Source organism: Stenotrophomonas sp. yr243 (genome assembly GCF_900184195.1).
In the GTDB taxonomy this organism is placed as follows: Bacteria; Pseudomonadota; Gammaproteobacteria; order Xanthomonadales; family Xanthomonadaceae; genus Stenotrophomonas; species Stenotrophomonas lactitubi.
Window position 1 is genome coordinate 1,263,615 of sequence record NZ_FXWT01000002.1, and the last position, 24,730, is coordinate 1,288,344.

Annotated in this window: 22 protein-coding genes and 3 pseudogenes; 11 read left to right on the plus strand and 14 right to left on the minus strand. The window is 65.3% G+C overall.

From position 1 onward, the window contains the following. Positions 1 to 261: 261 nt before the first annotated feature. Positions 262 to 567 (plus strand): annotated as a pseudogene (locus QOL57_RS12425) (helix-turn-helix domain-containing protein); the annotation flags it as partial. A gap of 92 nt (positions 568 to 659) precedes the next feature. Here the strand turns inward: QOL57_RS12425 and QOL57_RS12430 are convergent. The 4 genes from QOL57_RS12430 to QOL57_RS12445 all read right to left on the minus strand — a co-directional run bounded on the left by QOL57_RS12430 (position 660) and on the right by QOL57_RS12445 (position 5,727). After that, positions 660 to 1,106 carry a universal stress protein gene (locus QOL57_RS12430; protein WP_025878044.1) on the minus strand — a complete coding sequence of 149 codons (447 nt, stop codon included), beginning with the start codon at positions 1,104 to 1,106 and terminating at the stop codon, positions 660 to 662. Positions 1,107 to 1,325: 219 nt separating this feature from the next. Then, positions 1,326 to 2,342, minus strand: coding sequence for an RNA 3'-terminal phosphate cyclase (rtcA, locus tag QOL57_RS12435; protein WP_089237837.1), 1,017 nt, complete (start codon positions 2,340 to 2,342; stop codon positions 1,326 to 1,328). Between the two features lie 82 nt (positions 2,343 to 2,424). After that, positions 2,425 to 3,651, minus strand: coding sequence for an RtcB family protein (locus tag QOL57_RS12440; RefSeq protein ID WP_089237839.1), 1,227 nt, complete (start codon positions 3,649 to 3,651; stop codon positions 2,425 to 2,427). Positions 3,652 to 4,179: 528 nt separating this feature from the next. Further along, entirely contained in the window at positions 4,180 to 5,727 is a 1,548-nt protein-coding gene (locus QOL57_RS12445; protein WP_089237841.1) for a VWA domain-containing protein, read from the minus strand. Positions 5,728 to 5,914: 187 nt separating this feature from the next. On the opposite strand from QOL57_RS12445, the gene rtcR reads away from it, so the two are divergent. Continuing rightward, complete coding sequence (gene rtcR / locus QOL57_RS12450; RefSeq protein WP_089237843.1) at positions 5,915 to 7,510, plus strand: RNA repair transcriptional activator RtcR; 1,596 nt, start codon at positions 5,915 to 5,917, stop codon at positions 7,508 to 7,510. A 75-nt stretch (positions 7,511 to 7,585) separates the two neighbouring features. Then, positions 7,586 to 7,732: a hypothetical protein gene (locus QOL57_RS12455; protein WP_164745102.1), complete on the plus strand. Its 147-nt coding sequence runs from the start codon at positions 7,586 to 7,588 to the stop codon at positions 7,730 to 7,732. A 94-nt stretch (positions 7,733 to 7,826) separates the two neighbouring features. On the opposite strand, the gene QOL57_RS12460 is transcribed toward QOL57_RS12455, so the two are convergent. From QOL57_RS12460 to dnaQ, 8 genes are all read right to left on the minus strand, one after another. After that, a complete protein-coding gene (locus QOL57_RS12460; protein ID WP_089237845.1) occupies positions 7,827 to 8,381 on the minus strand; it encodes a hypothetical protein in 555 nt (184 codons plus the stop codon). A gap of 105 nt (positions 8,382 to 8,486) precedes the next feature. Then, positions 8,487 to 8,813: a low molecular weight protein tyrosine phosphatase family protein gene (locus QOL57_RS12465; protein WP_089237847.1), complete on the minus strand. Its 327-nt coding sequence runs from the start codon at positions 8,811 to 8,813 to the stop codon at positions 8,487 to 8,489. Positions 8,814 to 8,910: 97 nt separating this feature from the next. Then, a complete protein-coding gene (gene uvrD / locus QOL57_RS12470; protein WP_089237849.1) occupies positions 8,911 to 11,103 on the minus strand; it encodes a DNA helicase II in 2,193 nt (730 codons plus the stop codon). A 9-nt stretch (positions 11,104 to 11,112) separates the two neighbouring features. Next, positions 11,113 to 12,534 carry an FAD/NAD(P)-binding protein gene (locus QOL57_RS12475; RefSeq protein WP_089237851.1) on the minus strand — a complete coding sequence of 474 codons (1,422 nt, stop codon included), beginning with the start codon at positions 12,532 to 12,534 and terminating at the stop codon, positions 11,113 to 11,115. Between the two features lie 24 nt (positions 12,535 to 12,558). Next, positions 12,559 to 13,977 (minus strand): cardiolipin synthase, encoded by a 1,419-nt coding sequence (gene cls, locus QOL57_RS12480; protein ID WP_089237853.1) that lies wholly within the window; start codon positions 13,975 to 13,977, stop codon positions 12,559 to 12,561. A 170-nt stretch (positions 13,978 to 14,147) separates the two neighbouring features. Further along, the gene (gene rpmG / locus QOL57_RS12485) at positions 14,148 to 14,315 is read right to left on the minus strand and encodes a 50S ribosomal protein L33 (protein WP_170272460.1); all 168 of its coding nucleotides are present in this window, start codon (positions 14,313 to 14,315) and stop codon (positions 14,148 to 14,150) included. A 10-nt stretch (positions 14,316 to 14,325) separates the two neighbouring features. Beyond that, on the minus strand, positions 14,326 to 14,562 hold the full coding sequence (gene rpmB / locus QOL57_RS12490) for a 50S ribosomal protein L28 (RefSeq protein WP_005411638.1): 237 nt from the start codon (positions 14,560 to 14,562) through the stop codon (positions 14,326 to 14,328). A 323-nt stretch (positions 14,563 to 14,885) separates the two neighbouring features. Then, the gene (gene dnaQ, locus QOL57_RS12495) at positions 14,886 to 15,395 is read right to left on the minus strand and encodes a DNA polymerase III subunit epsilon (protein ID WP_089237855.1); all 510 of its coding nucleotides are present in this window, start codon (positions 15,393 to 15,395) and stop codon (positions 14,886 to 14,888) included. 205 nt (positions 15,396 to 15,600) lie between these two features. On the opposite strand from dnaQ, the gene QOL57_RS12500 reads away from it, so the two are divergent. Then, the gene (locus QOL57_RS12500; RefSeq protein ID WP_089237857.1) at positions 15,601 to 16,833 is read left to right on the plus strand and encodes a glycosyltransferase; all 1,233 of its coding nucleotides are present in this window, start codon (positions 15,601 to 15,603) and stop codon (positions 16,831 to 16,833) included. Here the strand turns inward: QOL57_RS12500 and QOL57_RS12505 are convergent. After that, entirely contained in the window at positions 16,802 to 17,695 is an 894-nt protein-coding gene (locus QOL57_RS12505; protein ID WP_089237859.1) for a LysR family transcriptional regulator, read from the minus strand. The two genes, QOL57_RS12500 and QOL57_RS12505, sit on opposite strands and share 32 nt — an antisense overlap. 110 nt (positions 17,696 to 17,805) lie before the next feature. Between QOL57_RS12505 and QOL57_RS12510 the strand changes: the two genes are divergently transcribed. From QOL57_RS12510 to QOL57_RS12520, 3 genes and pseudogenes are all read left to right on the plus strand, one after another. Then, the gene (locus QOL57_RS12510) at positions 17,806 to 18,195 is read left to right on the plus strand and encodes a RidA family protein (protein WP_089237861.1); all 390 of its coding nucleotides are present in this window, start codon (positions 17,806 to 17,808) and stop codon (positions 18,193 to 18,195) included. Between the two features lie 103 nt (positions 18,196 to 18,298). Continuing rightward, positions 18,299 to 20,188: an AAA family ATPase gene (locus QOL57_RS12515; RefSeq protein ID WP_157803060.1), complete on the plus strand. Its 1,890-nt coding sequence runs from the start codon at positions 18,299 to 18,301 to the stop codon at positions 20,186 to 20,188. A 204-nt stretch (positions 20,189 to 20,392) separates the two neighbouring features. Then, positions 20,393 to 20,668 (plus strand): annotated as a pseudogene (locus QOL57_RS12520) (Rid family hydrolase); the annotation flags it as partial. A gap of 76 nt (positions 20,669 to 20,744) precedes the next feature. Here the strand turns inward: QOL57_RS12520 and QOL57_RS12525 are convergent. Then, a complete protein-coding gene (locus QOL57_RS12525; protein ID WP_141134233.1) occupies positions 20,745 to 21,365 on the minus strand; it encodes a hypothetical protein in 621 nt (206 codons plus the stop codon). Between the two features lie 141 nt (positions 21,366 to 21,506). Here QOL57_RS12525 and QOL57_RS12530 point away from each other — a divergent pair. The 4 genes and pseudogenes from QOL57_RS12530 to QOL57_RS12545 all read left to right on the plus strand — a co-directional run. Further along, positions 21,507 to 21,593, plus strand: a pseudogene (locus QOL57_RS12530) (RidA family protein); the annotation flags it as partial. 284 nt (positions 21,594 to 21,877) lie between these two features. Continuing rightward, positions 21,878 to 22,222 (plus strand): hypothetical protein, encoded by a 345-nt coding sequence (locus QOL57_RS12535; RefSeq protein WP_089237867.1) that lies wholly within the window; start codon positions 21,878 to 21,880, stop codon positions 22,220 to 22,222. Between the two features lie 56 nt (positions 22,223 to 22,278). Beyond that, positions 22,279 to 23,532 carry a TolC family protein gene (locus tag QOL57_RS12540; RefSeq protein ID WP_089237869.1) on the plus strand — a complete coding sequence of 418 codons (1,254 nt, stop codon included), beginning with the start codon at positions 22,279 to 22,281 and terminating at the stop codon, positions 23,530 to 23,532. Beyond that, positions 23,529 to 24,728 carry an efflux RND transporter periplasmic adaptor subunit gene (locus QOL57_RS12545; protein ID WP_089237871.1) on the plus strand — a complete coding sequence of 400 codons (1,200 nt, stop codon included), beginning with the start codon at positions 23,529 to 23,531 and terminating at the stop codon, positions 24,726 to 24,728. The genes QOL57_RS12540 and QOL57_RS12545 overlap by 4 nt, the downstream gene beginning before the upstream one ends. Positions 24,729 to 24,730 lie beyond the last annotated feature (2 nt).

Sequence of the window (24,730 nt, forward strand, 5' to 3'; positions counted from 1 at the left end):
GAGCGGCTCCTGCGGGCGTCCCGACAATTCGTCTCAGGCTGCTGATCCGTTCGTTGTGCGCGGGGAATGATGGGTTTACGGCGCATTTGCCGGTACTGGATAGGACAGGCCCAGGGGATGGGCCGCGATGACCCTGCCATGACCCTCCTGCACTGCACCTCGCTGGTCGACGCACTCGCCGCCGACCTCGGTAGCCCTGCCTTCGGGCACCCTCCCCGCGCCGATACGCGGGTAGCCAGCCTCGATCCACGCCTGCGCCGGATCCTCGGTTTCATCGATGCCCACCTGGGCGAGTGCGAACTGGACGAGCGCATGATCCGCGACGCATTCGCGCTCTCGCGGCCGACCCTGTACCGCCTGTTCCAGGCGCTGGGCGGGGTGGCGCGTTACATCCGCGAGCGCCGCCTGTGGCTGGCGCACCGGCACCTGGATCGCGATCCAGGCTGCAGCGTCACGTGGCTGCTGTATGAGGTCGGATTTGCCTCTGAGCGGCAGTTCCAGCGTGCGTTCCAGGCCCGCTATGGCATGTCACCCGCCGATTGGCGGCGCGCCTGCCGCAGCCAGCCGCAGCGCTTGTCATAGCGATACTGCTGGAAAAAACAACGCCGGCGCGCATCCTGCGGCCGGCGTCGGGTCCCCTCCCCGGGACGCTCTGCATTTCAGCGGATGACCAGCACCGGCAGCGTGCTGCGCGCCAGCACCTCGGCGGTCTGGCTGCCCAGCAGCACGCGGGTCACGCCGCGGCGGCCGTGCGAGGTCATCACGATCAGGTCGCTGTTGCGCTGGCCCGCCGTCTCGATGATGCCGTCGGCCGCATAGCGGTCCAGCACATGCACCGGATTGGCGGTGATGCCCTGCTCGGCCGCCTTGGCCAGGGCGGGCTGCAGGACTTTCTGCGCGCCTTCCTCGCGGTCGGCCTTGTATTCCGGGCTGTTCATGTAGCCCACGCTCCAGCCCATGGCGTCGTACATGCCGACGGCCCATGGCTCGGAGACGGTGACGATGTCGACCTCGGCGTTGAGGTCCTTGGCCAGCTCCAGGCCCTTGGCCAGACCCTTGTCGGCCAGTTCGGACCCGTCGGTGGCGATCAGGATGCGCTTGTACATGGTGGGGCTCCGCGGTGATCTACCCAGTGGGAACGCCACCATTACATACCCGATGTGGAGATCGTGCCTTGCGCAGGATCAATCCGGCAGCGCGCACGCCTGTCTGCGCGGCGCGGGTTGATCGGCCGATGCGCGGCCGGGCATCGCCCGGCGCAACATGCCCCGGATCGACACGCGGCTGGGATGCTCCGGTAGCGCCGGGCCATGCCCGGCGGGCACTCAGGCCTGCACCGTCACCCGCCAGCCACCCTCGTGCGGTTGCCAGTCGAATTCCACCGGCAGGAACTTCTCGATCAACCGCGCATTGCTGACCAGGTGATCGCTCAGCACATGGGTGGTGAACGTACCGCCGCCCGCCAGCGCCATCGGCAGCAGCAACTGATCGGACAGGTACTCGCCAACGGCACCCGCCCCGTCCAGATACTGCTTCACCCGCCCGGCCAGGCGCGCACCGACCTGCTCGGCCGAGACATTGCGCTCGCCATGCCCGCTGAACACCTCCACGTGGTCACCATGCCGCACGCGCACCAGGGCAACGTTGCCCGGTCCCAGCGCTGGCCGTATCGACTGCACGTGGCGCGGATGCGGGTCCACGCCCAGCGTCTCGGCCAGTACCTGCAGTTCGCGCAGGCCGATGCCACTGGACAGGCCGGACATCAGCACCTGTGCCTCGATCGCCTGCAACGGCGCACGCACCTCCAGCGACGGCGGCTGGAGCACTGCGCATGGCTGCACCTGCACCTGCATCACGCCACCACCCGCCGGATGGAAGCCGTGCTGCAGCAGCTGCATCGATGCCTGCACGCCCATCCGTTGCAGCGCCGGCAGATAGCTTTCGGCGATGAAGTCCGCGCTCGGCGCCAGCGGGTTGTGGGTACCGCCTTCCAGGCGCAGCTGCGACGGCCCCGGCGCGCGCCACAGTGCCGGCAGCACGGTCTGCAGCACCAGCGTTGCCGAGCCGCTGCTGCCGGTCGCGAAATGATAGTCGCCAGCGCTCACCACACCCGGCTCGAAGCGCAGCGAGGTAGCGCCCAGTTCTGCACCATGCACACACGCGTTGCCGACCCGCGCCGCGGCGTTCACCGCGGTCAGGTGCTGGCGCATCAGCCCCGGCTTGCGCCGGATCGCGCGGATGTTGTTCAACGTGAAGCCTGTACCGGTGCACAGGCTCAGGGTCAACGCCGAGCGCAGCAGCTGTCCGCCACCGTGCCCGCCATCCAGTTCAATCATGTCCATCTGTCTTTTCCTCCGTGCCCGTTGTTTCGATGCCGGGCCCTGCTGCCGTGCGCGGCGCAGTGTACGCCGCGCACGAGCTGCCTCATCCCTTCACGCACACCACCTGGCGCAGCGTGTGCACGATCTCGACCAGATCGCGCTGGGCCTCCATTACCGCCTCGATCGGCTTGTAGGCCGCCGGCGATTCATCCACCACCTCCGCATCCTTGCGGCATTCCACGTGCGCGGTGGCCTTGGCGTGGTCATCCACCGTGATCAGCTTGCGCGCCTGGGTACGGCTCATCACGCGGCCGGCACCATGGCTGCAGCTATGGAAGCTGTCCTCGTTGCCGAGGCCACGCACGATGAAGCTCTTGGCCCCCATGCTGCCCGGAATGATGCCCAGCTCGCCCTTGCGCGCACTCACCGCGCCCTTGCGGGTCAGCATCACGTCCTTGCCGAAGTGGGTCTCGCGGTTCACGTAGTTGTGGTGGCAGTTCACCGCCTCGGCCTCGGCCTCGAACGGCTTGCTGATCACCGTGCGCACCGCGGCCACCACGTTGCGCATCATCACCTCGCGGTTCATGCGTGCGAAACGCTGCGCCCAGTCCACCGCGAACACGTAGTCGCCGTAGTGCTGGCTGCCCTCGGGCAGGTAGGCCAGGTCCTGGTCGGGCAGGTTGATCATCCAGCGGCGCATTTCCTGCTTGGCCAGCTCGATGAAGTAGGTGCCGATGGCATTGCCCACGCCACGCGAACCGGAGTGCAGCATGAACCACACGCGCTGCTCCTGGTCCAGGCAAACCTCAACGAAGTGGTTGCCGGTACCCAGCGTTCCCAGGTGCTTGAGGTTGTTGGTGTTCTTCAGGCGCGGGTGACGCTCGCAGATCAATGCGAAGTCATCCACCAGCTGCGCCCAGCCTTCCACCGCCAGCTCGGGCGGCGTGTCCCAGCTGCCCTTGTCACGGCCACCGCGGGTGACGCTGCGGCCATGCGGCACCGCCCGCTCGATCGCGCTGCGCACGGCCGACAGGTTGTCCGGCAGGTCGCTGGCAACCAGCGTGGTGCGCACCGCGATCATGCCGCAGCCGATGTCCACGCCGACTGCCGCTGGAATGATCGCGCCGATGGTCGGCACCACCGAACCCACGGTCGCGCCCTTGCCCAGGTGCACGTCGGGCATCACCGAGATCCACTTGTGGATGAAGGGCAGCCGGGCGATGTTCTGCAGCTGCTCGCGCGCCTGGTCTTCCAGCGGCACGCCGCGGGTCCACAGCTTGATCGGTGCAGCACCCGGCTGCTGGATCACGTCGTAATTGAGGGTGGTCATGCTGATGTTTCCTTTCATCCAAAGCAAAAAACAAAGAAGGTGCGGTGACAAAGGTGGTGGAACATTCCGTCGCCCACGTTGCCGTGGAGGACGGCCGGGACTTGAACCCGACCCCGAAGGGCTTCCGATGTAGTTCCACCTGCATTCCCCGCGCAACGAAAGCGAAGGTGCCGGTACTGGGACAAGAGTGGAGGAACATCCTGCTCTACCACTGAGCTACCGCCGCGTTGCCGCGGCAGGCGGGATTCGAACCCGCGACCTGGAGCTTAAGAGGCTGTAGTTCCTCCGGCATTCGCAGTGCCGGCGGTGAAGCATCGGCGCCGTTGCCGGTGCCGTTTGAAAAGGTGCGGTAACAAGGGAAGTGGAACGTCTGCTTCCTCACGACAGGCAGGAAACGCGGGACTCGAACCCGACCCCGAAGGGACAACCAATGTAGTTCCACCAGCATTCACCGCAAAAACGAATTCCTGGCCCTGCCCGGCTGGCCCCATTGCCAGCCGGGCGGTCCGCGGAGACATCCTTGCCGCCTTACAACGCCATGTCCTGGATGCGCTCGACCCAGCTGCTGCCGTCCTCGGCCGCAGCGGCGTACTGCGCGATCAGGTCGAACACCGCATCGCTGAAGCCTCCGATGTGCAGCACGTCACCGCGCTGCACGGTCTGGCTGCTGGCCACCGGCTGCAGGTCGATGCACACCAGCCGTGCCTGCGGGCAGCGACGCTTCAGTGCATCCCACTGCAGCATCGTGGCCGTCTGCCCACCCTGGCGGGTGTCACGCCAACTCTCGTTGTCCGACACCATCACCACCAGGTCCACCTGCTCGCGCTTCAGGTTGAGGTACTGCAGCGGCGCGCTGACCGACGTACCGCCACCGTTGATCGCCAGCTGGCGGGCCAACGTCATCACACTGTCGCGCGGGTTCAACCGTACGTGGCGCACTTCGGTATCGAACGGCAATACCTTGGCCTGCGGCTGTCCGCGCAGCACGCAGGCTGCAACCAGCGCCGCCACGTCCACACAGCGTGCCGCGGTGTTGGCGCCCTTGCGATAGCCGGTTACCGGCGACTGCATGGAACCGGACACGTCCACCGCCACCACCACCCGCCCCGGCAATGCCGGTGCCGACGCCGTGGCGATCTCCATCGCATCCTGCAGCGCTTCCAGGATCGGCGGCGGCAGGCCAGCACCTGCGTGGAAGGCCATCAGCAGCTGGTAAGGCAACACACGGGCACGACGCACCTGCTGCGGATCACGCAGGCGATCTGCGATCACCTGCACCATCGCCGGATCATCGAACACGCCGTTGCGGGCGAACGTGTTGAGGTTCATCCGCATCGATTGCCACGATGCATTGCGGGCCAGTGCCGACCACTGCGCCGCATCCAGCGGCAGCGTGCTGTAGTACTGGAACGGCAGGTCCGGCGGCAGCCCGCGCGGATCACGCTTGAACGCTTCGTAGGCCTGCACCACCTCCGGCAGCTGCGCCTCGTCGTACGCACGACCGATGATCCAGGCATACAGCGCCTTGCGCTCGGCGTTGGCCGGCCTCGGGTGCACCATGCGGATCACATCGGCCAGCGACGGCTGCTGGCCGATTGCCGCACGCACCAGCGTTTCCGCCGACGCCTGCTGGATCCACTCGCGCACCCTGCGCTTGGGCAGCGAGCCCAGCGAACGACGACCCACCTGGCCACTGCGCATGATCTGCACGAAGGTGCGCAGCTGGCGGCCGTTGTCGATCACCCGCGGGAACACCAGGGCGAACGCCTCCGGGTCACGCAGGCTCAGCACCGCCAGCAGCAGTGCCGGCATGTCCTTCATGTGTGCGACCTGGCGGGCGTACAGGGCAGTGCGGGCGATGAAGCGCGGCTCGACCTGCGCGGTCAGCGCCAGCACCTGCTGCAGCTGCGCCTCGGCGTCGCTGTAGAAAGTGTTGTTCAGGCACCCGGTGGCCGCATACAGCGCCAGCGCTGCACGCGGGTCGCGGCGGTAGGCCAGGCCACCGGCTTCATTGACGGTGTCTGCCTGCGGCGGCTGCGGCGTGCGCATCCAGGAGAAGAGCGAGAGGTTGGCCATGCTGATGTCCTCGGCGGGAACAGCCCGCGTCGTGTCTTGCCGGATATAGAGCAATGGCCGTGCCAACTTTTTCCAGATCTACCCATGCATTTGATTTTTATGGAATTTCCATAAAATCCGACTCTCCTGCCCAGCGAACCCCAGCGAAAAGATATATATTTCTCGCGCATTTTTTATAGGATTTGATATGACGCGTCGGCAGGTAGTCTTCGGCATGCTCGGCACCCAGCTCGACGCGGGCGAGGGCCCGGGGCGCTGGCAGAAGTGGCGCCCGACGGTGTCGCTGGGCATGCATGAGGATTTCCTGCCCGACCGCATCGAGCTGCTGCTGGATGAGCGCCGCTACAGCAAGCTGGCGCGCGTGGTCTGCCAGGATCTGGTGCAGGCTGCGCCGGACATCAGCGTGCAGCGACACGACACCTACCTGGCAGATCCGTGGGAATTCGAAGGGGTCTACGCCACCCTCCACGACTTCCTCGCCAGCTATCCGTTCCAGCCCGAGGAGGAGGACTACTACGTCCACATCACCACCGGTACGCACGTCGCGCAGATCTGCTGGTTCCTGCTGACCGAGAGCCGGCACTTTCCCGGGCGCCTGCTGCAGACATCGCCGCCACGCAAACAGGATGGCGCCGCCGGCACGTACGCGGTCATCGACCTCGATCTATCGCGCTACGACCATATCGCCCAGCGTTTCGCCCAGCAGCAGCTGCAGGACCGCGACCTGCTGAAGGGCGGCATCGCCACCCGCAACGCGGCCTTCAACCGCATGATCGAGCAGATCGAAACGGTGGCTACCCGCTCGCGCGCGCCGATGCTGCTGATGGGGCCGACCGGTGCAGGCAAGAGCCAGCTGGCCAAGCGTGTGTTCGAGCTGAAGAAGCTCAAGCACCAGTTGCCGGGTCGCTTCGTCGAGGTGAACTGCGCGACGCTGCGCGGCGACGGTGCGATGAGCACCTTGTTCGGCCACACCAAGGGCGCCTATACCGGTGCTTCCAGCGACCGCGCCGGCCTGCTGCGCTCAGCCCACCAGGGCCTGCTGTTCCTGGATGAGATCGGCGAACTCGGCCAGGACGAACAGGCGATGCTGCTGCGGGCGCTGGAAGAGAAGCGGTTCCTGCCGGTAGGCAGCGACCGCGAAGTGGAGAGCGACTTCCAGCTGATCGCCGGTACCAACCGCGACCTGCAGCAGTCGGTGCTGGAAGGCCGCTTCCGCGAAGACCTGCTGGCCCGCCTCAACCTGTGGACCTATCGCCTGCCGGGCCTGGCACAGCGCATGGAAGACATCGAACCGAACATCGAGTTCGAGCTGGAACGCTGGTCGCAGGACCAGCACGCGCGGGTCCGCTTCAACGTCGAGGCACGTACGCGCTATCTCGCGTTTGCCACCAGCCCGGAAGCGGCGTGGCGCGGCAACTTCCGCGACCTGGGCGCGTCGATCATGCGCCTGGCCACATTGGCGAGTGCCGGGCGCATCCAGATCGAGGGCGTGGAAGACGAGATCGCGCGCCTGCGGGCACAGTGGCGCGGCGGCGATGCGCCGTCACCGCTGGATGCACTGCTGGGCGATGCCGTGGACACGCTGGACCGTTTCGATCGCGTGCAGCTGGAAGAGGTGGTGCGGGTCTGCGCGCGCTCGAAGTCGCTGTCCGCTGCGGGTCGCGAGCTGTTCGCGGTCTCGCGCACGCAACGTGCCAGCACCAACGACGCCGACCGCCTGCGCAAATACCTGGCGAAGTTCGGGCTGGACTGGGAGCAGGTGCGGGGTCCGGTCACACCGTAGCGCCGGGCTTGCCCGGCTGCCACGCACGGCGCATGCTGGGCGCGCGGCACGCTGCCGCCATCGGGGAGCACGCGCATGCAGGACCGCAAGCCGACATCACGGATCACCCCACGGGCCATTCTTCTGGCCGTGGCCGCCGCGTTCGTGCTGTTCTATGGCGGCTACCAGCTGGGCAAGCACCTGGCCCTGCGCGAGAACGCGCAGCAGGCCGCAAGTCGGTAACGCTCTTCTGTAGAGCCGAGCCATGCTCGGCTGCTCTCCGCGACCGACGACATCGTGCCAACCAAGGTTGGCACCTACCGGTAGAGGCCTACGCTCAGGCGATCTGCACCACGCGTGCGTTCTGGCACAGCGGGTAGCTGCCGACGAATTCAGCGATCGCATCACGCATCGCCTCGAACGACTGGCCGTACATGTACAGCGCGGTCTCGCTCGGGCCCTGCCACCAGCTGCAGATCTCGCCCAGGCCATCGATGCGCTCGGACAGCTGTTCGAATACATGGTTCGAATCGCACTGCTCGTACACCTCGTCCGGCAGGGTCAGGCCGTCGAGGTAGATGCCCAGGCCCTCGGTCACGCCGAAGCTGCGATCGACCTCACCTGCGCCCTGTATCTGCGAACCCTTCGGTGCACCCAGCTGCTCCAGCAGGTCGACCAGCTTCGGCACGCCTGCGGCATCAACCAGCGCCACTTCGATATCGCCGTATTCGACTTCGCCTTCGTCGGACATCGCGGTACCGCCACCGGTGATCCCGCCCAGTTCGGCCGCCTGCAGCAGCGCATCGAGTGGATCCTCGAACAGCTCATGGCGATGCTCGGGCTGCAGCCTGGCGTTCAATTTCACGGTGACATGCAGCGTGGGCTCGGTCATGAGGGCGTTCCTGAGAGATGTGGCCGCTATTGTAGAGCCGCGCCGTGCTCGGCTGCTTTGCGCCTGAGAAGCAGCCGAGCATGGGCTCGGCTCTACAACGAACGCTCAGCGCAGGAACGGTGGCACTTTCCGTTTCAGCAGCTCCACCAGCACCGGGTCCATGTACTCGTAGTCATCCGGAATATCCAGGCAGATCACCCGCTTGCCCTTCAACCACGGTTTGTAACGGCTGGACAGCCGGTTGCGATGCGTCCGCTCCATCACGAACACCAGGTCAGCCCACTGCAGCAGCTCGGGGCTTAGGATCTCCTCGGCGTCGGCGAGCAGCCCGGCCGAGGCGGTCTCGATGCCCGGCCAATCGGCGAACACCTGCTCGGCCGTCGGGCTGCGCAGGCGGTTCTGGCTGCAGAGGAAGAGCACGTTGCGGGTCATGAGCCCTCGCCTTTGTAGAGCCGAGCCCATGCTCGGCTGCTTTCCATCGCGCCGGGGTCAGAGCCCTCCCTCGGGAGGGATCCGACCCCGGCGGTGATCAGATCACCGTCAGGTTGGCATACGCCATCACCAGCCACTTGCTGCCGGCGTCGGCGAACTCGATCTGCACGCGGGCATGGGCGCCGCTGCCTTCGTAGTCGGTCACCATGCCTTCACCGAACTTGGGATGGCTGACCAGCGCGCCCAGCTTGATCGGCGGCGCTTCGATGGCGGCGTGACCCATCACCCGGCTTGCACCCATGGACGCCGGTCGCGAGACCTGCACCTTCGGACGCACTTCATGCAGCAGCTCACGCGGGATCTCGCGCAGGAAGCGCGACGGCAGGCTGTAGTTGTCCTGGCCGTGGATGCGCCGCGATTCGGCGTAGCTCAGCACCAGCTTCTGTCGCGCACGGGTGATGCCGACGTAGGCCAGCCGACGCTCTTCTTCCAGCCGCCCGCTTTCCTCCAGCGATCGTGCGCTGGGGAACAGGCCCTCTTCCACGCCGGCCAGGAACACCAGCGGGAATTCCAGGCCCTTGGCCGAGTGCAGCGTCATCAGCTGCACACCCTCCTCGCCCGCCTGCGCCTGGCCTTCACCGGCTTCCAGCGCGGCATAGGCCAGGAACGCGACCAGTTCGTCCATGTCCTCGCCCACTTCCTCGATGTCGTCGGCACGGCGCACGAAGCGCGAAGCCACCGACACCAGTTCGTCGAGGTTGTCGGTGCGCGATTCCGAATCCAGCGCGTTGCGGCTTTCCTTGCTCCAGTGTTCGCGCAGCTGCGAGCGCACCAGGACATGGTCCACGCGCTCGGCCAAGGTCATCTGCAGGGTCTGCGCCTGCAGTTCATTGACCAGCGCCAGGAAGCCGGCCAGCGCGTTGCGGGCCCGCGCCGCCAGTGCGCTGCCCTGTGTCACCAGCATGGTCGCTTCCCACAGCGAGATGCCCTGGGTGCGTGCTTCGCGGCGCACTTCGTCCAGCGTGCGGTCACCGATGCCACGCGTGGGCGTGTTCACCGCGCGCTCGAATGCAGCGTCGTCGTTGCGGTTGGACAACAGGCGCAGATAGGCCAGCGCATCCTTCACCTCGGCGCGCTCGAAGAAGCGCATGCCTCCGTACACGCGGTACGGCACCTGTTCGCTCAGCAGCGCTTCTTCCAGCGCGCGCGACTGCGCGTTGCTGCGGTAGAGCACGGCCACTTCGGTATAGCTGCCACCGTCGCGCACCCACTGCCGCGCGCGCTCGACGATGTAGCGCGCCTCGTCCATCTCGTTGTACGCCGCATACAGCTCGATCGGATCGCCGTCGCCGCTGTCGGTCCACAGCTGCTTGCCGATGCGGTCCGGGTTGTGCGCGATCACCGCGTTGGCGGCGTTGAGGATGTTGGCGGTGGAGCGGTAGTTCTGTTCGAGGCGGATGGTCTGCGCGCCCGGGAAATCGCGCAGGAAGCCCTGCACGTTCTCGACCTTGGCGCCGCGCCAGCCATAGATGGCCTGGTCATCGTCGCCGACCACGAACACGTGGCCCTCATGCCCGGCCAGCACGCGCACGAAGGCGTACTGGATGGCGTTGGTATCCTGGAATTCGTCCACCAGGATCTCGCGGAACCGCGCGCGGTAGTGCGACAGCAACGGCGGATTGTCGCGCAGCAGTTCGTGCGCGCGCAGCAGCAGCTCGGCGAAATCGACCAGACCGGCGCGGTCACAGCGCGCCTGGTACTCGGCATAGGCCTGGCGCATGGTTTCCAGCCACGCGTCGTTCGGCTCGGGCTGGATGTGCTGCGGGCGGCGGCCCTCATCCTTCTGCGCATTGATCCACCAGGCAATCTGCTTGGGCGGGTACTTGCCGTCATCCAGCTCCAGCGCCTGTACCACGCGCTTGACCAGCCGCAGCTGATCGTCCGAATCCATCACCTGGAAGCTTTCCGGCAGCTTGGCGTCCTGCCAGTGCAGGCGCAGCAGGCGGTTGGCCAGGCCGTGGAAGGTGCCGATCCACATGCCGCGGCTGCCATGCGGCAGCTGTGCGTCGATGCGATGGCGCATCTCGCCAGCGGCCTTGTTGGTGAAGGTCACCGCGAAAATGCCGTGCGTCGGCACGCCTTCGACTTCATGCAGCCAGGCAATGCGGTGGGTGAGTACGCGCGTCTTGCCCGACCCGGCACCGGCCAGCACCAGGTGGTGACCGAGGGGAGCGGAGACGGCTTCGCGCTGGGCCGGGTTCAGGCCATCAAGCAAGTGGGAGACATCCATGCCTCCATTTTACGGCATCGACGTCGCAGCTCCTGCGACCACCTGCACGGCCAGTGCCTGCGCCTGCTGACGCAGTTCAGGCACCGCCAGGCTTTCCCACAGGCTGCCGATGCGCAGGCTGCCGACTACGCCCAGGCGCGCCTGCGGCTGGCCGCCCGCTGCGCACAGCCGGTCGCCCGGCACGCTGCTGTCCAGGCCCAGCCCATGCGGACCGGGACGGGCCAGTCCATCGGCCTGCAGCCGCTGCAGCAAGGGGTTGCGCAGCGCCGAGGCGCGGGTTTCCACGCCCGTGGCATTGACCACCGCGCCGATCGTCCACTGCACATTGCCGCCGCCCGCCTCGCGGCCCGAGAGCTGCAGGGCGTCGCCGTCGCGCCACACGCGTTGCAGGCGGGCGCGGTGAACGCGCAGCTGGCCGCTGGACTGCAGCGCCTGCAATTGCTCGGCCACCGGTTCAGCGATTCGGTGGCGGTGCACATCCCAGTAGCGCACCACGTGGCGCAGGAAGCGGCGCTGGTCGGCGACGTCCAGGCTGCACCAGAGCGCTTGCCCATGCGGGCGGATGCGGTCCATCACGCCCTGCCACGGGATACCATCGACCTGTGCCTGCCGTGCGTGCTGGCGCAGCGCACGCAGACGCTGGCGCAGGGTCATCGGCAGCAGCTCCTGCGGATCGAACGCCGGCAGGCCACCGTGTGCATGCGGCAACGGCAGCAGGCCATGGCGCGAGATCACGTGCAGCGGCCCGCTGTGACCGGCGGCCACGAGCGCCAACACGGTGTCCGCCATGCTCAGCCCGGAGCCGACGATGGCCAGTGCATGGCCACCGGCCAGCGTGCGCACGCCGTCGTAATCCCAGGCTTCGACCACGTCATCGGCGGGCAGCGCATCGGCGCCGTCCACCGGCAGCGGCCGCATGCTGTTGCCGGTGGCGATCACCGCCTGCGCTGCATGCAGCGCTTGGCCATCGCCCAGCTGCAGCTGGTAACCGCGGTCATCCGGCTGCAGCGCCAGCACCGGTTGGGCGAAGACCTGCAACCGCGCCACGCTGGCCGCTTCGGCCTCGCGCAGGCGCTGCTGCAGGTAAGCGGCGAAGTAATGGCGGCACACGTAACGTTCGCCCAGCACCTCGCGCGCCTCGCCCGGGTAGGCGTTGGCGGCCATCAGGTAATCGAGGAAGTCGCCGGGCTGGTCGGGGAAGGCGCTCATCTTCGCCGCCGGTACGTTCAGCAGATGCTCCGGCCACGGCGTGGCATAGGCGATGCCCTGTGCCAGCTGCGAGGCCGGCTCGAAGATGGCCAGCGCCAGCGGCACCCGGGCCTGGCGCAACACCTGGATCGCCACCAGCACCCCGGCCGCACCACCACCGATGATCGCCAGCTCCAGTTCGCCACTACGCGGTGAATCAGTCATGCGCCGATTGTAGGCCATCGACCCTGCCCGGCTGGCGCCGGCCTACATCAGCGCATCGGCCAGACGCGCGATGCCCTCGCGGCTGCGCAGCCACGCTGGGCGCTTGCGCCACTGCTCCAGGTCCAGCAGGCGCGACTGGCGCAGATAGTCGTCCTCGATGGCGATCAGCTGCGTGACCAGTTGACGGTCGTAGCAGATCAGGCCGATTTCGGCATTCAGCGCGAACGAGCGGATATCCATGTTGATCGACCCCAGCACGGCGATATCCTCGTCCACGCTCATGTGCTTGGCATGCAGGAACTGCGGCTCGTACAGCGCGATCTGCACCCCGCAGCGCAGCAGTTCATCGTAGTAGGCCTCCTGCGCCCACGAGGTCAGCCGCTGGTTGTTGCTGGCCGACAGGATCAGCTGCACCTGCACGCCGGACAGTGCGGCGATGCGCAGTGCACTCAGCGTTGCTTCGTCGGGCACGAAGTACGGCGTCACCATCACCAGCCGCCGGCGGGCAAGATGGATCAGCGCGGCCACCGCATCGCGCGCGTTGCTGTAGGGGTACGCCGGGCCGCTGGGCAGCAGCTGGGTGGCGATGTCCTCGCTGCACACCGGCACGTCGGCGATGACGTCCAGGCGCTGCCCGGTTTCGATGTACCAGTCACTGGCGAACACCGCTTCAAGGTGCGCTACCGCCGGTCCGCGTACGCGCGCCACCAGCTCGCGGTTGGGGTGGCCGGCCACGAATTCAGGCCGCGCCAGGTTCTGCGAACCGACATAGCCCACTTCGTTGTCGATCACCGCGATCTTGCGATGATTGCGCAGGTCCATGCGCCCGCTGCGGCGCCAGCGAAGGCCGCCGGGCAGCATCGCTCGCACTTCGACGTCACGTGACCGCAGCCGCTTGCTGTACGCGCGCAGGCCGCGCTTGGCGCCCACCGCATCCAGCAGCACGCGACACTGCACCCCACGCGCTGCGGCACGCTGCAGGGCTTCGACGATGGCCTCACCCACCGTGTCATCGAACATCAGGTAGTACAGCAGGTGCACCCGGTCCTGGGCCTGGTCGATGTCGGCGATCAGGTTGTGCAGTGATTCGTCGTAGTCGGTCAGCAGGTCGACCGCGTTGCCATGCACCGGCATGAAATCGCCCTGGCGCTGCACCAGCGGCACCACTTCGGCACTGGCCGAATCGGGCTGTGGCGTCCAGCGCAGGCGGCGCTGCAGCGCCTGTTCCTCGCGGATCACCTGCGAGGCCTCGGCCTGCCGGCGGATGCGCTCGCGCGACAGCCACGGGTGCCCGAACAGCAGGTACAGCGGCAGGCCCAGCAGCGGCACGAAGCCGACCAGCAGCAGCCAGCTGCGCGCCGCGCCCGGCGTGGTGCGGGTGGGGATCCAGCACAGCGCCACCAGCCGGATCAGCCAGTCGATCAGCAGCAGATACGAACCCAGCAACCACTCGAACAGCATCAGGTGCGCCCGTCGGGAGGGTGATGGGCCATTCTGCCCAGCGGGGTGGGTAGAGTCGAGCCGCGCAAAGCGTGCCGACCAACGGTCGGCACCCACCACGGGAACACCTGCCACAAAAAAACCCGCCACGAGGGCGGGTTTCTTCGGAGGCAACCAGCAATCCTTGCGGATTACTTGATCTTGCCTTCCTTGTACGGGACGTGCTTGCGCACGACCGGATCGTACTTGGAGAATTCCATCTTCCCCGGGGTGTTCTTCTTGTTCTTGTCGGTCGTGTAGAAGTGACCGGTACCAGCGGTCGAAATCATACGGACCTTATCGCGCTTGCCTGCCATGATCGTCTACTCCTCAGACCTTTTCGCCGCGCGCACGCAGCTCAGCCAGAACGGAATCGATACCGTTCTTGTCGATGGTGCGCAGTGCATGCGCGGAAACACGAAGCTTCACCCAGCGGTTCTCGCTGGCAACCCAGAAGCGGCGCTCGTGCAGATTCGGCAGGAAACGACGACGGGTCTTGTTGTTGGCGTGCGAGACGTTGTTACCCGTCTGCACTCGCTTGCCGGAAACCTGGCATACGCGGGACATGGCGCACCTCGATAGTAAGTTGTGTCAGCCCGTAGCCCGGGAGACGGCGGCCTCGATGGTTGCCCACCACACGTCAAGAGAATCAAAGGGTTACGCTGGCGTTGGGCGGCCGGGGACGTGCTCCCGGGGGCGCCGCCCGGCACGAAACCGGACACAGCGAGCCGCGCATTATGCACGGGTTCAAGCACTTGCGCAAGTTACCCACAGCCCATGCCTGAACACGGCGACGGGGGCCCTTGTAGGGCCGAGCCCACGCTCGGCTGGGTGATACGGGGAGAAGCAGCCGAGCGTCGGCTCGGCTCTACAACAGCGACAGGGCCAGCTCAACGCAGGTGCGGCACCACTTGGGCCAGCAGGTGCGCATCCTTCAGTGCGCCATGCAGGCCGCGGGTGCCGGGAATGCGCAGGCGCTGCAGCACATCGTCCAGCTTGTTGGGCATGCCCGGCCACCGGTTGCGGGCCAGCTTCAGGCTGCAGGTCACGCGGCAGTGCTGGGCCAGCCCATCGGCGATGCCGGCCAGGCGCAGCTCGTTGTCGAGGAAGCCGACGTCGAAGGTGGCGTTGTGCGCGACCATCTCGCTGCCACGCAGGAACTCCAGCAGCTCGGCTGCCTTGCTCGCGAACAGCGGCTTGCCCACCAGCATCGCATCGCTGATGCCGTGCACGCGCTGTGCGCCCCAGTCCACTTTGCGCTGCGGCTGCAGATACGTGTGGAACTGGCGGCCGCTGAGTTGTCCATCGATCAGTTCCACCGCCCCGATTTCAATCACCCGGTGGCCCAGACGATGCGAGATGCCGGTGGTTTCGGTATCCAGCGCAACGACGCGGCTCATGCCCCACACCCGAATGCGGCAACGGGCATGCGGGAGACAAGGGACGGTAGTGAGGGCAGTGCGGTCATGCGGTGCTGGATCCTGTTGCGCGCGCCCCGTGCAGCGGGGGCAGATGATGCTGGATTGTCCCATGCCGTACGCCAGCGGGAGCGCAGGGACGCGCGGTGCGATCCCGGCATACTGGCGCCTCACTGCGGAGCTTCCAATGCGACTGCTGGCCCTCACCTACGGCACCGAAGGCGATACGCGCCCGCTGGTCATGCTCTGCCACGGGCTGATCGCGGCCGGCCACGAGGTCATGCTGCTGGCCGACGGCGGCACTCTGGGCAGCGCGAAAACAATGGGCGTCCCGCACGCCGCGCTGGAAGGCGACATCCACGATGAAGTAGTGGCGCTGGTCTCACGCGGCAACGGCGTGGCCGCCGCCAGCACCGGGCTGGCACGGATGGCGCTGCAGCACGTCGCTGGCTGGATGCGCCAGGCCGATGCTGCAGCCGACGGCTGCGATGCGATCCTGACCGGCGGCCTGGCGGCGTTCGTCGGCATGAGCGTCGGCGAACGTCGTGGTCTTCCGGTAATCGCCACCGGCATGATCCCGCTGACGCCGACCCGCGCGTTCCGTTCGCCCTTCCTGCCACCCGGACGCTCGCCAGGATGGTTGAACTGGGCCAGCTACGGACTGGTCAACGGCCTGATCTGGCGGCAGTTCCGCGGCCCGATCAACGCTGCCCGCCAGCACGCCGGGCAGCGGCCACGACGCTCGCTGTGGACCGGCCTGCCGATGCTGTACGGCATCTCGCCGCAGCTGCTGGCACCGCCTTTGGACTGGCCGGCCGACCATGTCGTGTGTGGCCAATGGTCGGCACCTGCTGCGCCGTGGCAACCGTCGGCGGAACTGCAGACTTTCCTCGATGCCGGGCCACCGCCGGTCTATCTGGGCTTCGGCAGCATGACCGGCTTCGACCGCGAACGCGTGCTGCCGGCGCTGTTGTCGGCGCTGGCACCGCGCCGCGTGCTGCTGTTCCCCGGTTGGGTCGGCGTGCCCGACATGGCGTTGCCCGACACGGTATTTGTGATCGGGCCCACCCCGCATGAAGCCTTGCTGCCGCGCTGCGCGCTGGCGATCCATCATGGTGGCAGCGGCACCACGCATTCGGCCTGTCGTGCCGGCATACCGTCGATGGTGATGCCGTTTGCCGCCGACCAGTTCTTCTGGGCCGATCGCCTGCAGCGGCTGGGTGTAGCGCCTGCGCCGCTGTCACCGAAACGGTTGCAGCCGCAGGCGTTGGCCGATGCACTGGCGTTCGCCGAGCAGGCGGATACGCGCGCGCGTGCAGCCGCGCTGGGCGCTGCAATGGCGAACGAGGACGGAGTGGCATGCGGCGTGGCGGCGATCGAGCGGTGGCTCAGCCCAACGTCTCCACCACCCAATCAATGAACACCCGCAGCCGCTGGCTCATGTGCCGGTTCGGCGGGAACATCACGTGCATCGGCATCGGCGGCAATTGCCAATCGTGCAGTACGGGCAGCAGCTCGCCGCGCGCTACATGCGGTTCGGCCATGTAGCTGGGCAGCGCGACCACGCCCAGGCCCGCCAGCGCCGCCGCCAAGTAGGCATTGCCATCATCGAAACCGATTGAATAGCGCCCCTGCACCTCGATGCGCTCGGTGCCGCGCTGCGCGGTGAACACGCGGGCGCGGCCACTGCGCGGGCTGAGGAAACCGACCGTGTGATGTTGGGGCCCTTGCAGCGCGCACGGGTGTTCCGGCGCACCGAACTGCTGCACATAGCCAGGGCTGGCATGGAAGCCGATCGGCAGGCTCGCCAACGGCCGCGCCACCAGCGCCGGGTCGGCCGGGGTACCGCCACGGATCACGCAGTCGACGTTGTCGGCGATGACATCGACCTCGCGGTCGCTGACCCCCACCTCCAGCTGGATCTCCGGGTAGCGCGACTGGAAGCCGGGCAGCGCCGGCACCAGCAGCAGCCGTGCGAACGGGCCGGGCACATCGATGCGCAGGCGCCCACGCGGTTGGGCGGCGGCATCGCCCAGCCCACCCTCCACCTCTTCCAGGTCGGCCAGCAACCGCACGATGCGCGGGTAATACGCCGCGCCATCGGCGGTGACACTGACCCGGCGCGTGGTGCGGTTCAGCAGCCGCAACCGCAGATGCGCTTCCAGCTGCTGCACCAGCTGGGTGACCGTGGTGCGGCTGAGCTGCAGGGTGTGCGCGGCGCGGGTGAAGCTGCCGGTCTCCACCACCCGGGCGAAGGCCCGCATCGCCTCGAAGCGGTCCATGTCAGCGGCCCTGATTGTTTGGAATTACCCATCAATCTAGGCGCACCATCACGGTTTATCCAGACAGCGGCAGCGGGGAGGATGGTCTCCTCCCATCTGGAATCCGTCCTATGTCCCACCGTGATGTGGTCTTTCCCGCCGGCCGGCAGGCGCTGTACGAGCGCAACCGTTACTCACCGGCGATCCGATCCAATGGCTTCCTGTTCGTCTCTGGACAGGTCGGCAGCCGCGAGGACGGCTCGCCCGAGCCGGACTTCGAGACCCAGGTGCGCCGCGCCTTCGACAATCTCAACGCGGTGCTGGCCGCGGCCGGCTGCACGTTCGATGACGTGGTCGACGTGACTGTGTTCCTGGTCGACCCGGAAAGGAATTTCGAGAGGGCCTGGGCGATCGTGCCGGAGTACTGGGGCGAAGCACCGCACCCGACCCTGACCGGTATCGGCGTGACCTGGCTGTATGGCTTCCAGTTCGAGATCAAGGTGATCGCGAAGCTGCCGTGACCGTTCAACTGTTGACGTCTTGGCCTGAACTGCATCAACGATGACCCGATCAAATCTCGTATGCTCGCTCAACCAGCAGCCGGTGGATAAGGAGCAAGGGAGCATGCCTGAGATCCAAGATTTTGTAATACGAAATTTTAAGGGGATCAAGAACGTCAAGATCGACTTGAGAGGACGCTCAACCAGCCCAGTTATAACCCTTATAGGATTAAACGAGAGCGGAAAGACGACGATTCTAGAGGCAATATCCCACTTTGTGACCGGCAATAGAGCAGTTTCGAGTTTGTTTGACGGACCATACTCCAAGGCGTCGGGAATAAGCCTTATTCCGATTCAGCACAAGGCCGCATTCTCTGGAGCCGTTGCTGTAAGAGCAACCATAAAGCTCACGGAAGGGGATATTGATCACCTAGTGAAAGCTGCAAAAAAACACGGGATGAAACTGGACCCGGAGCCTCTCAAAAACCCTGTGTACGCAGAGAAGCGATTCACATTTAAGGATAGCGTCCTTACGGAGACGATGAATTATTGGACCCTAAACCTTTTTATAAAAAGGGGGAAGGCCACGAAATTCACTGCCTATCAGAAACCTACGAAGCCCACAGCATTTGATCTCTGGACGTACGTCGTGAGGCATATTCAGCAAAACTTGGAACAGGTGTCCTACTTCCCCACCTTCCTAGTTGAAATGCCGCCTCGGATCTATCTTGAAGAGCACGCCGATGAGACAGCAATTAATAGACACTATCGTTTCGCTCTTCAAGACATACTTACAAGCATCAACCCCGAACTATCGACCGAGCAACACATTGTTCAGAGGATCAAGGAGTTTAAAGAAAGCCAAGACTCATCATCTTGGCTTTCAAGGTTGCTAAGCAGCCCCCGAAAGACCCCAATTGATTCGGTTTTTCAGAATGTATCGAGTGCAATCACGAAGGAAGTTCTTGGAAGCTGGCATCGAATATTTCAAAAGTCGATCGCTATAAAATCCATCTCAGTCGGGTGGGGGGTAGATGAAGAGCGCGATGACATGCCCTACGCGACATTCCACGTCACGGACGGAGAATCAAATTACGCAATCAATGAAAGGTCCCTTGGATTCAGATGGTTTTTTTCATTCCTGCTCTTTACCGGATTCAATCGAGAAAAGGAGAAAAAGACCGTATTTGTATTTGATGAACCTGCTGCAAATTTGCATGCAAAAGCCCAAGCCGAGCTTTTAACCAGCTTCGCTCGAATCGCATCCAATGGGAACTTCGTAATATACTCAACCCACAGCCACCACATGATTAATCCAAAGTGGCTCGGATCTTCTTACATCGTGGAAAATGCGGCTCTTGATTACGATGGAGAGAATGCATTCGGACTGGATACGAAACCTACAGAGGTGACGGCCACCACGTACAGAAACTTTGTCGCGAAATATCCTTCGAGATCAAGCTACTTCCAACCTATAATAGAAAAGCTTGAGTATGTGACACCAGACCTAATCGGCGCCGGGCCGTATTTAATCGTGGAGGGAATTACCGACTTCTACGCATTGACGATCGCCAACTCTTCAAACAAGAAGAATAGAAGGCTCCATCTGGTACCCGGCTCAGGCTCTGGATCATCGGGCCCTTTGATAAGTCAGCTACTAGGGCAAGCCACTGATTTTTCGATACTTCTAGATGACGACAAAGAGGGCAAGAAAGCTGCCATCAAGTATCGCGAGGAATGGTATCTCCGTGAATCCCAAATTATTACACTAGGAGAAATAAATTCTGATTTCTCCGGAATGGCAATAGAAAAACTGCTTGGCCAAGACACCATTGAATTGATACAAGCCAATATTTCCAGCGGAAAAACACCAACCAAGAAGCAAATTGGATGGCATCTCGCTGAAGCCTGTGCAAACAACAAGCCTGCATTAGAAATAATGTCGCAATCAGCATTGGAGCGACTATCTGAAGTTCTTGATTTTTTTGATAAAAGGTTCAATACAGCCAAATAATCACCCCCTGTCCCGCAGGGAGCAAGAAAATTCGCGCGGGGCAGGGGAGCATCTACGTGCAGGCGCAGAGGAGCCTTAAGAGGCGGCGTCGCGTCGCGTCGCCCAGCACACCCTCAAACTCTTCCAGCTCGGCCAGCAGACGTACGATGCGCGGCCGTATAGATAGCGTCATCAGCCGAGCATCACCGTTTGTCCAGACAGTACAGCCGCGAGGATGGCTCGCCCGAGCCAGACTTCGAGACCCAGGTGCGCCGCGCCTTCGACAATCTCAACGCGGTACTGACCGCGGCCGGCTGCACGTTCGACGACGTGATCGACGTGACCGTGTTCCTGGTCGACCCGGAAACCAACTTCGAAAAGGCCTGGGCGATCGTGCCGGAGTACTGGGGCGAAGCGCCGCACCCGACCCTGACCGGTATCGGCGTGACCTGGCTGTATGGCTTCCAGTTCGAGATCAAGGTGATCGCGAAGCTGCCGTGACACGGGTAGTGCCGGCCGCTGGCCGGCAACGACGGGCGTTGACCTGCGCTCGCCTGTTTCCACGTCGTCGGGCGAGTCAGATCGGCTTGATTCGCGGCCACTCCACATCCGCGGTATCAACAAATTCGACGTCGCTGAGACTATCGCCGACGTAAGCACGAAAGTCCTCCGAGCAGATCAAGGTGTTGCTGGAGCCTTCCATGTTCTTAAGCCGGAACAAGTGTTCTTTGAAGGAGCTTTTCACGCGCAGCTTCTTGATCCTGCGAGACTCTCCATACTTGCTATACGCCATCTGGTTTTCCTCAGAGGCGACGGAGGAGAGGCTGGTCTCATGGAAGATGATGGCACTGTACTCACTCTTTGAAGTCGTCCATCCCTTCTCTGAAACATGAGGAATGCCCCTGAAGTCGATCATCCTGGCATCAAATTTCAGGCAGGCTGCCATGAACTTCTGGCTTGCAATGTAAATGTGCGAGGTAATGCGGACGATGTCGTGGGAATGACTCGCCTCAGGGCCAACCAGCACCATGGTGTCTGTGAAGACCCGTGCCGTGTCAGTTCTGGCCCTGGCGTACCAAGGGAATCGGCCATGGGAAACAGCAGGATGGAAAGGATGAAACCTGTCGTGAAGCTGAGCGTCCAGATAGTACGAGGGGCATCCTGGCGGATTTGCCTGGGATAGCGCGTAGTAGTTCATCGAGTCGATTCTCTGGGCTTCTGCGGCGTGTTGCCGGAATTTTCCCGGCCCCGACCTTTCCCACCAAGAGCCAATTCCGACAAGCAGGCGCTGGTGCGCATGGCTTGGAGCCGGTGCGATCTGCCAGGCAACGTCCGCCTCCCGACCCTAACCGGCATCGGCGTGATCTGGCTGTATGGGTTCCAGTTCGAGATCAAGGTGATCGCGAAGCTGCCCGCCGACCGGTAGTGCCGGCCGCTGGCCGGCAACGTGGTGGGGGTCAAAAAGCGTGTCGACCAAGGTCGACACCTACCGGGGCGGCTGGTCGCGCGACAGCAGCCGAGCATGGGCTCGGCTCTACAGAAGCGCATCCCGGTGTCCCACCCCACGGACCGAAAGGCGTGCCGACCAAGGTCGGCACCTACCAGAGCAGAAGTCCCGTGCGCGGCGCACCTGAACGGGAGGTTCCGACGAATTCCCGAGGTGCCCATTGATATTGTATCCACCGAAAACCGCTTGCTAGCCTCCCCTCCATGCGCCGGATCGCCCGCCACCTTCGTTCGTACCTGCTGATGCTGCTGATGGCGGCGTTCGTGGTCGTGCCGGTGGCCGATGTTCTGGCGTGTGCGGTAGAACCGCACGACAGCACCGTGGTGCATGTGGAGTCGGCTGCCGAAGAGCCCGACGGTGACAATGACAATGACGGCAAGCACACCGCTGCCTGCAGTCATAACCACTGCCACCACTCCAACCTGAGCCTGCCGGCGAGCACCTTCGCTGCCTTTGGCACGCCGCAACCGGCGCGCTGGATGAATGCAGGCGACGCGGCGACCTATGCGGTCGCCCAGGACGAACTGGCACGTCCTCCCCGGGCGTGAGTTGAGCGCGTCCCGCAATCGCGGGCTCCCGTTTCACTCACAACCGGAATCCCCCTATGTCGATCCTGACACGTCGGTCGCCGCGCGCGGCCGGGCTGGTCGTCGCCGTGCTGCTGGGCCTGATCCCCGCCGCACAGGTCGCCGCACAAGCCGCACCTTCGTACGACACCCTGCTTGAACGTCTCGACCAGCTGCCCGGCACCCGCGTAGGCGCGGCACTGGCCGAGGCGGCCGATGCCCGCGCCGACCAGGCCCGGGCGCTGCCCAACCCCTCCCTTTCCTGGTCCGCGGAAAACGCCTGGGGCACCGGCTCCTACGGCGGCATGGGCAGGGCCGACACCGTGCTTACCCTGTCCCAGCCTTTGGAGGTCTGGGGCCAGCGTGGCGCGCGCGTCCGCGCGGCCCGCGCCGAGGCACAGGCCGCTGCCCTGCGCGGTTCGCAGAGCCGCAGCGATGTCGCCAGCCAGCTGGCGGCGATCTACGCACAGGCGGAAAGCGCCCTGCGTCGTTACACCCTGGCCGACGAAGCGCTGACCCTCACCCGCGACGATGCGGCGGCGGTCACCGCCATGGTCAAGCATGGCCGCGAGCCGCAGTTGCGCGCGGTGCAGGCACAAAGCGAAGTGGCCAATGCCAGCGCCGCGCTGGATGAGGCACAGGCCTTCCGCGATGCCGCACTGGCCCGCCTGGCCGGTGCAGCCCTGCTGGATGCACCGGTGCAGACCATCGACAACAGCCTGCTCGACCGCGCACCGCCGGCACCGCGTGGCGCCATCGATGTCGCACTGGCCGTGCGTGTCGCCGAAGCCGAAGTTGATGCGGCCGGTCGCCTGGTCGATGTGGAGCGCAAGCGTGCCCTGCCCGACCTCAGCGTCACGGCCGCGCAGACGCGTTTCCGCGAGGACCGCGAGCAGGCGTACACGCTCGGCGTCAGCCTCTCGATCCCGTTGTTCGACCGCAACCGTGGTGGCATCCGCGCCGCCAGTGCCGAACAGCGTGCGGCCGAAGCGCGGCTGGACCAGCAGCGCCGCGACAGCGAAGCGGAACGGTTGTCGGCGGTGGCGGGCCTGAAGGCCGCCGGCAGCCGCACCCGTGCCGCCGATGAAAGCGTCGTGGCCGCCGAGGAGGCCTATCGCCTGGCCCGCGTCGGCTTCGACGCCGGACGCATCTCGCAGCTGGAACTGCGCAGTACCCGCAGTGCCCTCATCGCCGCCCGCGGCACCGCTGTGGACGCGCGTCTGTCGCGCGTCGGCGCGGAAATCGATCTCGCCCGCCTCGAAGGGCGCGCACCTTTTGTGGAGGCCCGATGAACCTGTCCTGCTCTTTCCCCCTGGTTGGTGGCCTGCTGCTGACCGTATTGCTGGCCGGCTGCTCCGGCAACGCACAGACCCCGGACGCATCGGATACCGCCAGCAAGGCCGCGGCCGACGACGGCCATGGTCATGCCGCTGACAGCACCGAAGCCAAGGCCGAAACACGCAAGGTGCCCGACGCCGATGAAGGCGTGGTGCAACTGACGCCCGAGCAGATCAAGGCCTCCGGCATCGACGTGGTTGCCGTCGGCCGCGGCGGCGGCGGTTCGACGCGGCTGTCCGGCCGGGTGGAGCCATCGATCGGTGCGCGTGCATCGGTCGCCTCCACCGTGACCGGGCGCGTGGAGCGCGTGCTGGTCGCACCGGGCACGGCAGTGAAGCAGAACCAGGCGCTGGCGATCGTGGTCAGCGGCGAGGCGGCGGTGTTCCGCGCCAATGCGGTTGCCGCCGCAGCGGAAGCCGAGGCGGCGCGCCTGGCCCATGGCCGTGACAAGGCGCTGGTCGAACAGGGCGTGGTCGCCCGCCAGGAACTGGAAACCTCACGCGCGCGCTCGCTGGCGGCACAGGCGCAGGCCGCGGCCGCACAGGCACAGGCCGCCGCCAACGGTTCACCCGACAGCAGCGGCCGCGTGCGCATCACCAGCCCGGTGGCCGGCATCGTCGGCAACGTGCAGGTCACGCCCGGTGGCGTGGTGGCGGCCGGCAGCCCGGTGGCCGACGTCGCCGATCCGTCGATGAACGAGCTGGTGTTCACCGCACCGCCAGCGCTGGCCGCGCAGGTCAGCCCGGGCATGACACTGGAGGTGACCGTGCCGGGCGGCAGCTTCAGTGCCACCGTCACCGGTTCTGCCGCCGATGTGCGCCAGCAGGGTGGCGTAGCGGTGATCCGGGCCACGCCGGTCAATGCAGCACTGCCGCCAGCCGGTTCGCCGGTGTCTGCGGTGGTGGTCACCGACGGCAAGGATGGCGCGTTGAGCGTGCCGGCCGATGCCGTGCAGAACGTGGATGGCAGCAGCGCGGTGTTCGTCGCCGTCGAGGGCGGCTTCAAGGTGCAACCGGTGCTGGCCGGCCGACGCGCCGGCGACCGCATCGAGATCCTCGGTGGCCTGAGCGGCAACGAACGCATCGTCGGCGCCAACGCCTTCCTGCTCAAGGCCGAACTGGCCAAGGGCGAAGCCGAGCACGGGCACTGAGG

Bases quoted from the DNA above. Each gene is read 5' to 3' on its own strand.
- QOL57_RS12540 (WP_089237869.1), top strand. From the start codon at position 22,279: ATGTCGATCCTGACACGTCGGTCGCCGCGCGCGGCCGGGCTGGTCGTC.
- QOL57_RS12535 (WP_089237867.1), top strand. From the start codon at position 21,878: ATGCGCCGGATCGCCCGCCACCTTCGTTCGTACCTGCTGATGCTGCTG.
- QOL57_RS12440 (WP_089237839.1), bottom strand. From the start codon at position 3,651: ATGACCACCCTCAATTACGACGTGATCCAGCAGCCGGGTGCTGCACCG.
- QOL57_RS12500 (WP_089237857.1), top strand. From the start codon at position 15,601: ATGCGACTGCTGGCCCTCACCTACGGCACCGAAGGCGATACGCGCCCG.
- QOL57_RS12515 (WP_157803060.1), top strand. From the start codon at position 18,299: ATGCCTGAGATCCAAGATTTTGTAATACGAAATTTTAAGGGGATCAAG.
- QOL57_RS12505 (WP_089237859.1), bottom strand. From the start codon at position 17,695: ATGGACCGCTTCGAGGCGATGCGGGCCTTCGCCCGGGTGGTGGAGACC.
- QOL57_RS12510 (WP_089237861.1), top strand. From the start codon at position 17,806: ATGTCCCACCGTGATGTGGTCTTTCCCGCCGGCCGGCAGGCGCTGTAC.
- rtcR (WP_089237843.1), top strand. From the start codon at position 5,915: ATGACGCGTCGGCAGGTAGTCTTCGGCATGCTCGGCACCCAGCTCGAC.
- QOL57_RS12545 (WP_089237871.1), top strand. From the start codon at position 23,529: ATGAACCTGTCCTGCTCTTTCCCCCTGGTTGGTGGCCTGCTGCTGACC.
- cls (WP_089237853.1), bottom strand. From the start codon at position 13,977: ATGCTGTTCGAGTGGTTGCTGGGTTCGTATCTGCTGCTGATCGACTGG.
- QOL57_RS12460 (WP_089237845.1), bottom strand. From the start codon at position 8,381: ATGACCGAGCCCACGCTGCATGTCACCGTGAAATTGAACGCCAGGCTG.
- dnaQ (WP_089237855.1), bottom strand. From the start codon at position 15,395: ATGAGCCGCGTCGTTGCGCTGGATACCGAAACCACCGGCATCTCGCAT.
- rtcA (WP_089237837.1), bottom strand. From the start codon at position 2,342: ATGGACATGATTGAACTGGATGGCGGGCACGGTGGCGGACAGCTGCTG.
- QOL57_RS12445 (WP_089237841.1), bottom strand. From the start codon at position 5,727: ATGGCCAACCTCTCGCTCTTCTCCTGGATGCGCACGCCGCAGCCGCCG.
- QOL57_RS12465 (WP_089237847.1), bottom strand. From the start codon at position 8,813: ATGACCCGCAACGTGCTCTTCCTCTGCAGCCAGAACCGCCTGCGCAGC.
- QOL57_RS12525 (WP_141134233.1), bottom strand. From the start codon at position 21,365: ATGAACTACTACGCGCTATCCCAGGCAAATCCGCCAGGATGCCCCTCG.
- uvrD (WP_089237849.1), bottom strand. From the start codon at position 11,103: ATGGATGTCTCCCACTTGCTTGATGGCCTGAACCCGGCCCAGCGCGAA.
- QOL57_RS12455 (WP_164745102.1), top strand. From the start codon at position 7,586: ATGCAGGACCGCAAGCCGACATCACGGATCACCCCACGGGCCATTCTT.
- rpmB (WP_005411638.1), bottom strand. From the start codon at position 14,562: ATGTCCCGCGTATGCCAGGTTTCCGGCAAGCGAGTGCAGACGGGTAAC.
- QOL57_RS12475 (WP_089237851.1), bottom strand. From the start codon at position 12,534: ATGGCCTACAATCGGCGCATGACTGATTCACCGCGTAGTGGCGAACTG.
- QOL57_RS12430 (WP_025878044.1), bottom strand. From the start codon at position 1,106: ATGTACAAGCGCATCCTGATCGCCACCGACGGGTCCGAACTGGCCGAC.